Source organism: Nocardioides terrae (assembly GCF_900112345.1).
GTDB classification, from domain to species: domain Bacteria; phylum Actinomycetota; class Actinomycetes; order Propionibacteriales; family Nocardioidaceae; genus Nocardioides; species Nocardioides terrae.
The window spans coordinates 15344-29032 of the sequence record NZ_FOLB01000003.1; the positions used below are offsets into that span (position 1 = coordinate 15344).

Consider the following 13689-nt stretch of genomic DNA (forward strand, 5'->3'; position numbering starts at 1 on the left):
GGCATCCCGGCCGACGCGGTGGGTGACCCGCCGCTCCTAGCGTCCCCTCATGGATATCGACACCCGACACGTTCAGACCGTCATCGTCGGAGCCGGCCAATCCGGCCTCGCCACCGCCCACCACCTGCGGCGCCTCGGCGTCGAGTGCGTGCTCGTCGACGGGCACGCCCGTGTGGGAGACCAGTGGCGGGAGCGCTACGACTCGCTGCTGCTCAACTCGCCCGCCTACCGCGACGGCCTGCCCGGACGCCCCTTCCCGGCGCCCAAGTGGTCATACCCCAGAGGTCGCGACATGGCCGACTACCTCGAGGCGTACGCCGAGGGGATGGACCTCCTCCTCGGGACGACCGTGACCTCGGTCGAACGCCGCGAGGACGGCGGCTTCCGTGTCGACTGCGGCGACACGGTCCTCCTGGCCGACGCCGTCGTGATCGCGACGGGCGGCGAGCGCAACCCTCGGGTGCCCGAGGTGGCAGGAGCCCTCGATCCCGGCATCCGCCAGCTCCATGCCAGCCAGTACCGGGCCCCTGACCAGCTCCTCCCCGGCCCGGTCCTGATCGTCGGCGCCGGTCAGTCCGGCGCAGATCTGGCGCTGGAGGCCGCCGCTGCCGGCCATGAGACCTGGCTGTCCGGGCCGATCCGGAAGGAGGTCCCGGTCGACATCGGCACCTTGGGGTTCCGCCGCATCTTCCCGGTCCTGTGGTTCGTCTGGAACCACGTCCTCACCACAGCCACCCCGGTCGGCCGCCGTGCGCAGCCCAAGGTCCGCAACGGCGCCGCCCCTCTCGTGCGGGTGAAGTCCAAGCACCTCCGGGCGGCCGGGGTGCGCCACCTGCCCGCGCACACGACGGCGACGACCGATGGGCTCCCCACGCTCGAGGACGGCACGGTGGTCGAGGCGGCCAACGTGCTGTGGTGCACCGGCTACCGGCAGGACTTCTCCGTGCTCCGCATGTCCGTCACCGGGCCGGACGGCTGGCCCACCGACGTCAACGGTGTCATGCGTGACCTGCCCGGGCTCTACTTCATGGGCCTGCTGTTCCAGCGGGGCTTCTACTCGATGCTCATCGGTGGCGTCGGCCGGGACGCCGAGCGGATCGCCGCGCACATCGCGGGGTACGTGCGGGGCACTTCGTCGCCGAGGCTCACTTGGTCGCCTCCATCATCTGCCGCAGCTCCTTCTTGAGGTCGCCGATCTCGTCGCGCAGGCGCGCAGCGACCTCGAACTGCAGCTCGGCGGCGGCGTTCCTCATCTGGTCGGTCAGCTCCTGGATGAGCTGGGCGAGGTCGGCGCTGGGCAGCCCGACGAGTCCGTGCTCGCGGGCCTCGGCGGCGGCGTCGCCGAGCACCGGCGTCGGCGACTTCTTGCGTACGCCGCCCGCTCGGCCCTTCGCCTCGGTGCCGGCCCAGGTCTCCAGCAGCGCCTGGGTGTTCTCGTCCTCGCGGGCCAGCATCTCGGTGATGTCGGCGATCTTCTTGCGCAGCGGCTGCGGGTCGATGCCGTTGGCCTGGTTGTAGGCGATCTGCTTGGCCCGGCGCCGGTTGGTCTCGTCGATCGCCGCCTCCATCGAGCGGGTGATCCGGTCGGCGTACATGTGCACCTGGCCGGAGACGTTGCGGGCCGCTCGGCCGATCGTCTGGATGAGCGACTTGTCCGAGCGCAGGAAGCCCTCCTTGTCGGCGTCGAGGATGCTCACCAGCGACACCTCCGGGAGGTCGAGGCCCTCACGGAGCAGGTTGATGCCGACGAGCACGTCGTACTCCCCCATCCGCAGCTCGCGGAGCAGCTCGATGCGGCGCAACGTGTCGACCTCGGAGTGGAGGTAGCGGGTGCGGATGCCGGCGTCGAGGAGGTAGTCGGTGAGGTCCTCCGACATCTTCTTGGTCAGCGTCGTGACGAGGACCCGCTCGTTGCGGTCGGTGCGCAGCTTGATCTCGTGGATGAGGTCGTCGATCTGGCCCTTGGTCGGCTTGACCACGACCTCGGGGTCGATCAGGCCGGTCGGTCGGATGATCTGCTCCACGACGTGCGGCGCGGCGGAGCCGCCGACCTTGTCGAGCTCGTAGTCGCCCGGCGTCGCGGAGAGGTAGATGGTCTGCCCGATCCGGTCGAGGAACTCCTCCCACCGCAGCGGCCGGTTGTCCATCGCGCTCGGCAGCCGGAAGCCGAAGTCGACCAGGTTGCGCTTGCGGGACATGTCGCCCTCGTACATGCCGCCGACCTGAGGCACGGTCACGTGGGACTCGTCGATGACGAGGATGAAGTCCTCGGGGAAGTAGTCGAGGAGGCAGTTGGGCGCGCTGCCGCGCGGGCGGCCGTCGATGTGCATGGAGTAGTTCTCGATGCCCGAGCACGACCCGACCTGCCGCATCATCTCGACGTCGTAGGTCGTGCGCATGCGCAGCCGCTGGGCCTCGAGCAGCTTGCCCTGCTTCTCGAAGTTGGCGAGCTGGTCCTCGAGCTCGAGCTCGATGCCCTTGATCGCCCGCTCCATCCGCTCCGGGCCGGCGACGTAGTGGGTCGCCGGGAAGACGTGGAGCTCCTCGTCCTCGGTGAGCACCTCGCCGGTGACGGCGTGCAGCGTCATCAGCCGCTCGATCTCGTCGCCGAAGAACTCCACCCGCACGGCGTGCTCCTCGTAGACCGGGAAGATCTCGAGGGTGTCGCCGCGGACGCGGAACGTGCCGCGCGTGAAGGACATGTCGTTGCGGGTGTACTGGATCTCGACGAGGCGACGCAGGATCGAGTCGCGGTCGTGCTCCTCCCCGACCCGCAGCCGCAGCATCCGGTCGACGTACTCCTGCGGCGTGCCGAGACCGTAGATGCAGGACACGGTCGACACCACGATGACGTCGCGGCGGGTGAGCAGGCTGTTGGTCGCGGAGTGCCGCAGCCGCTCGACCTCCTCGTTGATCGAGGAGTCCTTCTCGATGTAGGTGTCAGTCTGCGGGACGTAGGCCTCGGGCTGGTAGTAGTCGTAGTAGGAGACGAAGTACTCCACCGCGTTGTCGGGGTAGAGCTGGCGCAGCTCGTTGGCGAACTGAGCGGCGAGCGTCTTGTTGGGCTGCAGGACGAGCACCGGGCGCTGGACCTGCTCGGCGACCCAGGCGACCGTCGCGGTCTTGCCGGTGCCGGTCGCGCCGAGCAGGACGATGTCCTTCTCACCAGCCTCGATCCGCCGCGAGATCTCCTTGATCGCCGCGGGCTGGTCGCCGCTCGGCTGGAAGTCGGAGACCACCTTGAAGGGCGCGACACGCCGCTCGAGATCAGTCACAGGTCGCATGGCGTCGAGCCTACGTGGGGCCGCCGACAGTCCTGCGCGTGTGCCGCTAGCCTGTCACCGTGCGACGGCCCTCCCCCTTCACGGTCGACCGGCTCGTCACCGTGCTGCGGCGGACGCTGCTGGCCATGTTCGGGATCCCGATCGTCCTCGCGATCGTGATGTCGCTGGTCGACTCCTACCGCCGCCGCGGTCGCCGGCCCAAGCCCTTCCCGACCACCCGGCCGCGCACCATCGCCGTCGGCGACGGCGAGCTGACGACGTACACGTTCGGGCAGGACCTGTACGACGACATGATCGCCGCCATCGAGAAGGCCGAGCGACAGGTCCTGCTGGAGACCTACATCTGGAAGGCCGACGCCGTAGGCGAGCGGTTCAAGCGGACCCTCATCGCCGCCGCCGAGCGGGGCGTGGACGTCTACGTGATCGTCGACAGCTTCGCCAACCTCGTCGTGGCGCCGCGGTTCATGCAGTTCCCGCCGTCGGTCAAGCTGCTGCGCTTCCCCGTCTACCCGGCCGGCTGGCGGTTCTTCGACTTCTCGCGCTACGGCCGGGACCACCGCAAGATCCTCGTCGTCGACGACACGGTCGGCTTCGTCGGCGGCTACAACATCGGGTCGACCTACGCCACCGAGTGGCGCGACACCCACCTGCGGATCACCGGCCCCGGCGTGTGGGACCTGGAGCGGGCGTTCGCCGACTTCTGGAACCTCAACCGGCGCAAGCGGTTCCGCGACAGCGCCCGCCCGCTGCTGCTGGAGACGCCGTCGGTGTGGGAGCCGCGGATCCGGTTCCACCGCAACGTGCCGCGCCTGTGGATGTTCCCGATCCGGTCGATGTACCTCGAGGCGATCGCGCGGGCGACGAGCAACATCTACCTGACGACCGCCTACTTCACGCCCGACCAGGACTTCGTCGACGCGCTCAAGGAAGCGGCGGGACGCGGGGTCGACGTCCGCATCCTGGTGCCGCTCAAGTCCAACCACATCGTCACCGACTGGATCTCGCGCGGCTACTTCTCCCAGCTGCTCGAGGCAGGGGTGCGGATCTTCCGGTTCAGCGGCGCGATGATCCACGCCAAGGCGGCGACCGTCGACGGCACGTGGGTGACCATCGGCACGGCCAACATCGACCGGCTCAGCCTGACCTTCAACTACGAGATCAACGTCGAGATCATCGACGAGGCGCTCGCGAAGGTGCAGGAGGAGATCTTCGAGCTGGACTCCTCCAACTCGCTCGAGATGACCCGCGCCGAGTGGGAGGCGCGCGACATCCACCGCAAGTTCACCGAGTTCGTGCTGCGGCCGCTGCGTCCGCTGCTGTAGCTCTCGTTCCGTCGCCGGTCAGCGCTGGTCAGCGCTGGTCAGCGCGGGTCAGCGCCGGTCAGCGCGGCAGGTGGACGCGCGGCGCCATCCGCGGTCCGCGGCGGGGCCGGCGGGCGCCGATGATGCCGAGCAGCGCGACCACGCGACCGCGGTGCGGGCGGAACCGCTCGAGGAACGCGGCCATCTCGTCGTCGTCCCACGGGCGGCCCTCGATCGCCCAGCCGACGTCCTTGGCGATGTGGTAGTCGCCGAAGCTGACCGCGTCGGGGTCGCCGTGGGCGCGCTGGCGCACCTCGGCCGCGGTCCACACGCCGATGCCGGGGAGGCTGGTCAGTCGGCGCTCGACCTCCTCGCCCGGCAGCCCGATCGTGCGCTCCAGGCTGTCGGCCACCCGCGCCGCGGTCACGACGGCGCGCGAGCGGGCCGGGTCGACCGGCATCCGCAGCCACTCCCAGGACGGGACCTGCCGCAGGGTCTCCGGCGCCGGCTGGACGAACAGCGTCTCGTGCGGGCCGGGCGCCCGCTCGCCGTACCTTCGGACCAGGCGACGGAAACCGGCGAACGCCTCCTGCCCGGTGACCTTCTGCTCGATGATCGCCGGCACCATCGCCTCCATCACCAGCCCGCCGCCGCCGAGCCGCACCTCCCCCACGACCCGCGCCGCCTCGGCGAGCACGGGGTGGTCGGGGACGAACCCGCTCGGGTCGTCGAGCTGACCGAGGAGGCGGGGCACGGAGTCGAGCGCCCACCGCGCGCCGGGGCCCCACGCCTCGCCGTGCACGAGGCCGTCGCGGTCCTGGTGCAGCACGAGCGCGGCCGGGCCGTCTGGCGTCCGCAGGCCGCGCCAGTGGCGCGCCCGGTCCCCCACACCTTCCAAGCGGTACGTCGGGTCGCCGGCGCCGCGCCGGCGGCCGAGCAGCATCCGGCCCAGCGGGACCGGGTGGGCCAGCCACCAGGTCTGCGTGAGGCTGGGCTCGGTCACGATGCGACGGTACGGCACGGCGCCGACGTCGACCGAGTCGTCCGGCTCGCGCCGGGTGGTCCGGGGCCGTCGGTGCCGCGGTGTTCACTGTTCCCATGCTGCTCGCCGACCTGGTCGCCACCTCCGCTGCCGTCGCGGCGACGCGCTCGCGCAAGGCCAAGACGGCCGCGATCGCGGAGCGTCTGGCCCAGGCCGATCCGGCCGAGCTCGAGGTGGTGACGTCCTACCTCGCCGGTTCGCTGCGGCAGCGCCGGACCGGCCTCGGCTGGCGCTCGCTGGCGACGCTGCCCGCGGCGGCCGCCGAGCCGTCGCTCACCGTGCTGGAGGTCGACGCGGCCTTCCGGCGGATGCAGGCGCTGAGCGGGCCCGGGTCCGCTGCTGCTCGCACCGCGGCCGTGGGCGAGCTCTTCCGCCGGGCGACCCCTGACGAGCAGGGCTGGCTGCGCGGCGTCGTCACCGGCGAGGTGCGCCAGGGTGCGCTCGACTCGCTGGTCCAGGAGGCGCTCGCTCTTGCTGCGGGTGTCCCCCTCGCCGACGTCCGGCGTGCAGCGATGCTGGCCGGCTCCACGGTGGCCGTCGCCGCCCGTGCCTTCGCCGGGTCGGACGCCCTCGCCGAGGTCGGGCTCGAGGTGGGCCGACCGGTGCTGCCGATGCTGGCCTCGAGCGCGCCGACCGTGGCCGAGGCGGTCGCCAAGGTGGGCGGGCGGGTCGCCGTGGACACCAAGCTCGACGGCATCAGGATCCAGGTCCACCGGGACGGTGACGAGGTGGTCGTCGCGACCCGGACGCTCGACGACATCACCGGCCGGCTCCCCCAGGTGGTCGACCTGGTCCGATCGCTGCCGGCCGAGCGGCTCGTGCTCGACGGCGAGGCGATCTCGATCGGCGACGACGGTCGGCCGCGGCCGTTCCAGGAGACCGCCTCGCGCACGGCGACCCGCACCGGCGTCGGCACCCACGTGTCGGCGTACTTCTTCGACCTGCTGCACCTCGACGGGCGCGACCTGCTCGACCAGCCGCTGGCCGAGCGGCTCGCCGCCCTCGACGCTCTGGTCCCCGAGCCTCATCGGGTCGCCCGGGTCATGACCGAGGACGCCGACGAGGCGGCGGCGTTCGCCGCGCGCGTGCTGGAGTCAGGGCACGAGGGCGTCGTCGTGAAGAGCCTGGCCGCTCCGTGGGAGGCCGGCCGGCGCGGCGCGGGTTGGATCAAGGTCAAGCCGGTGCACACCCTCGACCTCGTCGTGCTGGCCGTCGAGTGGGGCTCCGGCCGCCGTCGCGGCTGGCTCTCCAACATCCACCTCGGCGCGCGCGACCCCGAGACCGGCGGCTTCGTCATGCTCGGCAAGACGTTCAAGGGCATGACCGACGAGATGCTGCGCTGGCAGACCGAGCGGTTCACCGAGCTCGCTGTCGACGGCACCGACGGCTGGGTCGTCCCGGTGCGGCCCGAGCAGGTCGTGGAGATCGCGCTCGACGGGGTGCAGCGGTCGACGACCTACCCCGGCGGCGTCGCCCTGCGGTTCGCGCGGGTCCTGCGCTACCGCGACGACAAGCCACCGCACGAGGTCGACACGATCGGCACCGTCCAGGCGATGCTCGGCGGCTGACCCCGGCGCTGTTCACCCAGGACACCTGACCCCTTCACGGCGCGCTTTCTTTACTTTAGCGAGAACTCACCTAGGGTGCCTGCATGCCTCGTCGACCTCTCGCGGCCCTGTTCACCCTCGCCCTGGTACCCCTCGCCGGGGCCGGACTGGTCGCCGGAGCATCTCCGGCCTCGGCCAAGATCGTGCACGTCCGGGCGCCGCACGTGTCCGGCGCGCTGCCGATCGGGAACGAGCCGGTCACCATCAGCGGCAACCTCGGCCGCAGCGTGGTCCGCACGGTCCGCCTGCAGCGCCTCTACGGCGGCGGGTGGCACACGGTGTCCCGAGCGACCGCGGGTGCGCGGCACGGGCACTACCACTTCCGCGTGGCCACGCCGGGCCCGTCCTCCCGCTGGCGCGTGACGGCTCCGCCGGTCAACAGGGACGGCAAGCGCTACCAGCGCCGGCTCACCGGCAGCATGCGCCTCAACACCGCCGTCCAGACCGCGAGCGTCTCGGCCGCCCGCTCGGTGCGGATCGCGACGCCGCTCGCCGTCTCGCTCGCGTTCGCGCCGGCCCGGCCGGGTCGCGGCGCGGCCCTCGAGATCAACGACGGGTCGGGTTGGCGCTCGCTGGCCGGCCTTGCGCAGGACGGCGCCGGCCACGCCGCCTTCAGCTACACGCCGCCGGCATCGGGCGTCGTCCAGCTGCGTGCGGTCGCGGCCGCCTACCACGGAGCCGCGGCAGTGGCCGGCCCGCCGACCACCCTCTACATCCTGCCGGCCAAGCGGATGAAGGTCGCGGCGCACCGCGGCTACTCCGGCTACTACCCGGAGAACACGCTGGCGGCGTACACCGGCGCACTCGACCAGTCGGCTCCCTCGGCTCCCGCCGACTGGCTCGAGACCGACTTCCAGAAGACCGCGCCCACCCCCGTCGACCAGACCTGCGACGACGGGACGGCGACGGTGGCGGGCAAGTCCTACTGGGTCGCCCTCCACGACGCCGACCTCGCCCGCACCACCAACGTGGAGTCGGCCTTCCCGCGGGCCACCAACCCGACCAAGTACGACGCCCAGGGTCGGCCGCTCGTGGGCCTCTTCACGCTCTGCGAGATCAAGAAGCTCGACGCCGGGTCGTGGAAGAGCTCCAAGTGGGCGGGGACGCGGGTTCCCACCCTGGAGCAGACGCTCGACCTGCTCGTCGGTAGCAGCGCGACAGACACCCAGCTCCTCGTCGAGCCGAAGCACGCCACCCCGACCGAGGCGATCGAGCTCTACGACGCGATCAAGGCCTACGACACCGCGCACGCCGGACCCGGCTACCAGGAGCTCCTGCCCGCCGACCCCGCCGTCCACACCGACCGGGCCGTGTTCAACACCTTCAACGACGCCGTCGTCGCCGCGCTCAACGCCCAGCGCCCGGGCGCCGAGGTCGCCATGGTCGCCGACGAGCCGGGCGAGGTGGCCCCGCGCACCGACCGGACGACCATGGGCATCTTCCTCCGCGACGACCTGGCCACCCAGGCGAACATCAACCTCGTCCACGCCGCCCACCAGCAGGTCTTCGTCTGGACCGTCAACGACCGGGACCGCTGGCTCGAGCTCGATGCCCGCGGCGTCGACAACCTGGTCACCGACGCCTCCAAGCCCGCCCGGGAGCAGCTCACCGGCACCGAGTGACCGGCCGGTTCTGCAACTGACAGTTACACACGTCGTACCCTGGGATGCATGACCACCCGCGCACCCGAGACCGACGGTCGCCGGTCCGCCGCCGCTGCGCGGCGGCGGGCCCGGGAGGCCGAGATCATCGCGGCCACCCGGCAGCTCTTCGACGAGCGCGGCGTGCGTGACGCGCAGATCGAGGACATCGCCCGGGCGGTCGGCATCAACCGTGCGATCGTCTACCGGCACTTCACGGGCAAGGAGGAGATCTTCGCCCTGACGCTGGTGGGCTACCTCGACGAGCTGCGCGAGCAGCTCGCGGCCGCGCAGGAAGGGCGGACGGAGCCGCGGGACCGGCTCAGCGCAGCCGTCGGCGCCTTCGTGGAGTACGGCGTCGCGCACCCGGCCTTCACCGACTGCGCCCTCGCCCTCATGCGCCGGAACTGGACCGAGCTGCTCGACGAGATCTCCGAGAGCGCGCTGCTGCGGCTCGGCCGCGCCATCACCGGCTGCCTCTCGATCCTGGTGACGATCCTCGAGGACGGCAACGCGTCCGGCGACTTCGCCGTCGCCGACCCCTCGCTGCTGGCCAACACGCTCTACGCGAGCGGACTCGGCACGCTCCAGCTCGCCCGGGTCGGCATCCTCGTCACCGAGGCCGCGCCGGGCGTCCCGCGCGTCGGCGAGGTCTCGGTCGAGCAGGTCCGCGACCACCTGGTGACCGCGGCGCTGGCGGTCACCCGCTGATCAGTGCCGCTTGCCGTGACCCTTCCCCTTGCCGTGGGTCTGCGGCCGGTGATGGCTCTTCGCATGGGCCGATCGAGTCGCGTGGCGCACGCGGACGTGGCGGCGCGCATGGTGGGTGACGCCCCGTGGCGCCGGTACGGCGAGCGGCGCCGTCGGAGTCGCGACGGGCGCTGACGCCGGGGCGCTCACCGACGCCGCCTCCGTGGTCGCGGCCGTGGACGCGAGCGCCGCCCCCACTGCCGCACCCGCCCGGGACGACGTGTTCGCCCCCGCCGCTGCCGGCGCCGGGCCCGGTCCGCCGTCACCGACGACCAGGCAGACGCCCAGCACGGCCACCGCGGCCACGACGGCCGCCGCCAGCCAGCGCCGCCGCCGGTGCTCCGGCCCGGGCTCGGCGAGGGAGACCGTCGCGCCGATCGCGGCGCGGGCGAGCCGGGCCGCGGTGGCCGCATCGGCCGGTCGCCGGCGCGGGTCGCGGGCGGTGAGCCGGTGCACGAGGTCACGCACCGGCTCAGGGAACGTCCGCGGGAGAGCCGGGACGTCCTCGTTGACGTGCGCCAGCACCGTCGCGACCTGGGTGTCCCGCCGGAGCGGACGCTCGCCGGTCAGGCACTCGTAGGCCACCAGACCGAGCGCATAGAGGTCCGAGAGCGGCGTCGCGCCGGCGCCACCGGCCTGTTCGGGGCTGATGTAGTCGACGGTGCCGACGATCGTTCCGGTGAGCGTGACCGGGTCGATGTCCTGGCTCCGGGCGATGCCGAAGTCGATGAGCGCGACGGTTCCGCTGGGTCGCACCAGGATGTTGCTCGGCTTCACGTCGCGGTGGACGATCCCGACGGCATGGGCCACGGCGAGCGCGTCGGCGAGCTGCGCGACGATGCCCATGACCCGGTCGGGCGCCATCGGTGCCTGGTCGTGCAGCACGTCGCGCAGCGACGCGCCGTCGACGTACTCCATGACGAGGTACGGCGCGACCTGCCCGCCGATCTCCTCCTCGCCGAAGTCGTGCACCCGGGCGATGCCCGGGTGTGCGAGCAGCCCGGCGAGGCGTGCCTCGATCCGCAGCCGCGCATGCGCGTCGGCGTCGGCACCCGGCCGCATCGTCTTCACGGCGACGACGCGGTCGAGCACGCGGTCGTGGGCGCGGAAGACCGTCCCGGAGCCGCCGGCGCCGATCTGCTCGCCCAGCTCGTATCGGCCGGCGACCACCGCACCCTCGACGTCCCTCACGCGGCCGCTGGTACCCCCAGGGGCAGGGCGACGAACGCCGCCCCGGCGGGTCGCCCCTCAGCAGCGCCCGGCGCTCAGCGCTCCAGGATCGCGACGACGCCCTGGCCGCCCGCGGCGCAGACCGAGATCAGCACGCGTCCCGAGCCCTTGGTGGCGAGCAGCTTCGCGGCGTTCGCCACGATGCGGCCACCGGTGGCGGCGAAGGGGTGCCCGGCGGCCAGCGACGAGCCCTTCACGTTGAGCCTGGTGCGGTCGATCGACCCCAGCGGCGCGTCGAGCCCGAGGCGCTCCTTGCAGAAGATCGGGTCCTCCCACGCCTTCAGCGTCGCGAGCACCTGGGAGGCGAAGGCCTCGTGGATCTCGTAGTAGTCGAAGTCCTGCAGGGTCAGGCCGTGGCGGGCGAGCAGCCGCGGGACGGCGTACGCCGGCGCCATCAGCAGGCCCTCCTTGCCGTTGACGAAGTCGACCGCGGCGACCTCGGAGTCCACGAAGTAGGCCAGCGGCTCCAGACCGTGCGCCTGCGCCCACTCCTCCGAGGCGAGCAGGACCGCCGAGGCGCCGTCGGTCAGCGGCGTGGAGTTGGCGGCGGTCATGGTCGCCGCCTCGCCCTTGCCGAAGACCGGCTTGAGCTTGGCGAGCTTCTCGACGGAGGAGTCCGCGCGCAGGTTGTTGTCGCGCTCGAGCCCGCGGAACGGCGTGACCAGGTCGTCCTGCCAGCCCGCGTCGTACGACGCCGCCAGCTTGTGGTGGGAGGCGACCGCGAGCGCGTCCTGGTCTTCGCGGGCGATCTGCCACTCCACGGCGGTCAGGGCCTGGTGCTCCCCCATCGACAGGCGGGTGCGCGGCTCGCCGTTCGACGGGACGGCGAGGCCGATGTCGCCGGGCCGGACCGAGGCGAGCACGGCCAGGCGGTCCTTCATGGTCTTGGCGTTGTTGAGCCGGATCAGCTTCCTGCGGAGCTTCTCCGAGATCGCGATCGGCGCGTCGGAGGTGGTGTCGACGCCGCCGCCGATGCCCGACTCGATCTGGCCGAGGGCGATCTTGTTGGCGATGTAGTTGATCGCCTGGAGGCCGGTGCCGCAGGCCTGCTGCAGGTCGACCCCGGGCGTCTCGGCGGCGAGCCGGGTGCTGAGCACCGACTCGCGGACGAGGTTGAAGTCGCGGCTGTGCTTGAGGACCGCGCCGCCGGCGACCTCGCCGAGACGCTCGCCAGCGAGGCCGAACCGGGCCACGAGGCCGTCGAGCGCGGCGGTGAGCATCTCCTGGTTGGACGCCGCGGAGTAGGCGCCGTTGGAGCGGGCGAACGGGATCCGGTTGCCGCCGACCACGGCGACGCGTCGGGGGGTCCCACCGTTGGAAGCAGTCATGGGCTCATCCTTGCCTCGAGCGCGGGCGGAGAGAAGGGTATGAGAGCGACACCACGAAATGTGGACACCGAGTTACACGTCTAGTTACATCGTCTGTCGGACACCGTGGCGACGACCAGGGCCCGACACCGGCGGCTGCTGCGCCCCACCAGGACAAGGACGGATCACAGGCATGAGCGACAAGTACCTCACCTTCACGAAGAGCGCGATCGGCCGGCTGCTCGTGAAGAACCTCGGCCTCCCGGAGCCCGTCGCGCTGGAGCGGTACGCCGACGGCGACCCGCTCGTCACGGGGACCGTCCTGCTCGGCGGCCGCGGCCGGCTGGCCGAGTCACTGGCGGGCATCCTCGGCACACTCGGCGTCGAGACCGCCGACGGCCGGACCGACGGCACGCGCTACAAGGGCCTCGTCTTCGACGCGACCGGCCTGACCTCGGTCGACCAGCTCGTCGAGCTGCAGGAGTTCTTCACGCCGGTCATGCGCAGCCTGGAGACCTGCCCGCGCGTCGTGGTGATCGGCACGCCGCCCAGCCAGGTCGAGGGTCCCGAGCGGATCGCCCAGCGGGCGCTCGAGGGCTTCACCCGGAGCGTGGGCAAGGAGATCGGCCGGGGCGGCACCGTCCAGCTCGTCTACGTGGCCGCGGGCTACGAGTCGTCCCTGGCCTCGACGCTGGCCTTCCTGCTGAGCCCCAAGTCGGCGTACGTCTCGGGGCAGGTCGTCCGGGTCGGCACCCACGCCGAGGAGAAGGCGGCGACGGTCACCGACTGGACCCGCCCGCTGGCCGGCAAGGTCGCCCTCGTCACCGGCGCCGGCCGCGGCATCGGCGAGTCCATCGCCCGCACGCTGCACCGCGACGGCGCGACCGTCGTCGGCCTCGACGTGCCCCAGGCCGCCAGCGAGCTCACGAAGGTCATGGGCGAGATCGACGGCGACTGGCTGACCCTCGACATCACCGCGCCGGACGCGCCGCAGCGCATCGCGCGGCACCTCGCCGAGAAGCACGGCGGGGTCGACATCGTCGTGCACAACGCCGGCGTCACCCTCGACAAGAAGCTCGCCAACCAGAGCCCCGACCGTTTCGGCAAGGTCATCTCGATCAACGTCGACGCGCCGCAGCGGATCACCGCCGAGCTGCTCGCCCAGAAGGTCGTCAACCCCAACGGACGCATCGTCGGCGTCTCCTCGATCGCCGGCATCGCGGGCAACCTCGGGCAGACGAGCTACGCCGCCTCCAAGGCCGGCGTGATCGGCTTCGTCGACTCGCTGAGCGACGAGCTGACCGACGGCATCACGATCAACGCGGTGGCGCCGGGCTTCATCATCACCCAGATGACGGCGGCCGTCCCGTTCGCGACCCGCGAGGTCGGACAGCGGCTCAACGCGATGTCGCAGGGCGGCCTGCCGATCGACGTCGCCGAGACCATCGCGTGGTTCGCGAGCCCCGGCTCGACCGCCGTCAACGGCAACGTCGTCCGGGTCTGCGGCCAGATGATGCTGGGCGCCTGA

The 13689-nt window shown here is 72.0% G+C and carries 10 protein-coding genes; 6 read left to right on the forward strand and 4 right to left on the reverse strand.

The features are described from left to right. The first annotated feature begins 49 nt into the window (after window positions 1-49). A complete protein-coding gene (locus BM236_RS04870; RefSeq protein WP_091120902.1) occupies window positions 50-1186 on the forward strand; it encodes a flavin-containing monooxygenase in 1137 nt (378 codons plus the stop codon). On the opposite strand, the gene uvrB is transcribed toward BM236_RS04870, so the two are convergent. Continuing rightward, window positions 1146-3284, reverse strand: a complete 2139-nt coding sequence (gene uvrB / locus BM236_RS04875) for an excinuclease ABC subunit UvrB (RefSeq protein ID WP_091120904.1) — start codon at window positions 3282-3284, stop codon at window positions 1146-1148. The two genes, BM236_RS04870 and uvrB, sit on opposite strands and share 41 nt — an antisense overlap. 59 nt (window positions 3285-3343) lie before the next feature. Here uvrB and BM236_RS04880 point away from each other — a divergent pair, with 59 nt between their 5' ends. Next, complete coding sequence (locus tag BM236_RS04880) at window positions 3344-4606, forward strand: phospholipase D-like domain-containing protein (protein WP_245750141.1); 1263 nt, start codon at window positions 3344-3346, stop codon at window positions 4604-4606. A 58-nt stretch (window positions 4607-4664) separates the two neighbouring features. On the opposite strand, the gene BM236_RS04885 is transcribed toward BM236_RS04880, so the two are convergent. Continuing rightward, window positions 4665-5588: a DNA-3-methyladenine glycosylase family protein gene (locus BM236_RS04885; protein ID WP_245750142.1), complete on the reverse strand. Its 924-nt coding sequence runs from the start codon at window positions 5586-5588 to the stop codon at window positions 4665-4667. Between the two features lie 95 nt (window positions 5589-5683). Between BM236_RS04885 and BM236_RS04890 the strand changes: the two genes are divergently transcribed. From BM236_RS04890 to BM236_RS04900, 3 genes are all read left to right on the forward strand, one after another. Further along, on the forward strand, window positions 5684-7195 hold the full coding sequence (locus BM236_RS04890; RefSeq protein WP_091120906.1) for an ATP-dependent DNA ligase: 1512 nt from the start codon (window positions 5684-5686) through the stop codon (window positions 7193-7195). Between the two features lie 83 nt (window positions 7196-7278). Then, window positions 7279-8856: a glycerophosphodiester phosphodiesterase gene (locus BM236_RS04895; protein WP_091120908.1), complete on the forward strand. Its 1578-nt coding sequence runs from the start codon at window positions 7279-7281 to the stop codon at window positions 8854-8856. Between the two features lie 48 nt (window positions 8857-8904). After that, window positions 8905-9585 carry a TetR/AcrR family transcriptional regulator gene (locus BM236_RS04900; RefSeq protein WP_091120911.1) on the forward strand — a complete coding sequence of 227 codons (681 nt, stop codon included), beginning with the start codon at window positions 8905-8907 and terminating at the stop codon, window positions 9583-9585. Here BM236_RS04900 and BM236_RS04905 read toward each other — a convergent pair whose 3' ends face one another. Together BM236_RS04905 and BM236_RS04910 are read right to left on the reverse strand one after the other, a co-directional pair. Continuing rightward, entirely contained in the window at window positions 9586-10815 is a 1230-nt protein-coding gene (locus tag BM236_RS04905) for a serine/threonine-protein kinase (protein WP_091120912.1), read from the reverse strand. It abuts the gene before it with no gap. Between the two features lie 74 nt (window positions 10816-10889). After that, window positions 10890-12182: an acetyl-CoA C-acetyltransferase gene (locus BM236_RS04910; protein ID WP_091120915.1), complete on the reverse strand. Its 1293-nt coding sequence runs from the start codon at window positions 12180-12182 to the stop codon at window positions 10890-10892. Window positions 12183-12354: 172 nt separating this feature from the next. Here BM236_RS04910 and BM236_RS04915 point away from each other — a divergent pair, with 172 nt between their 5' ends. Beyond that, window positions 12355-13689 (forward strand): 3-oxoacyl-ACP reductase, encoded by a 1335-nt coding sequence (locus BM236_RS04915; protein ID WP_091120918.1) that lies wholly within the window; start codon window positions 12355-12357, stop codon window positions 13687-13689.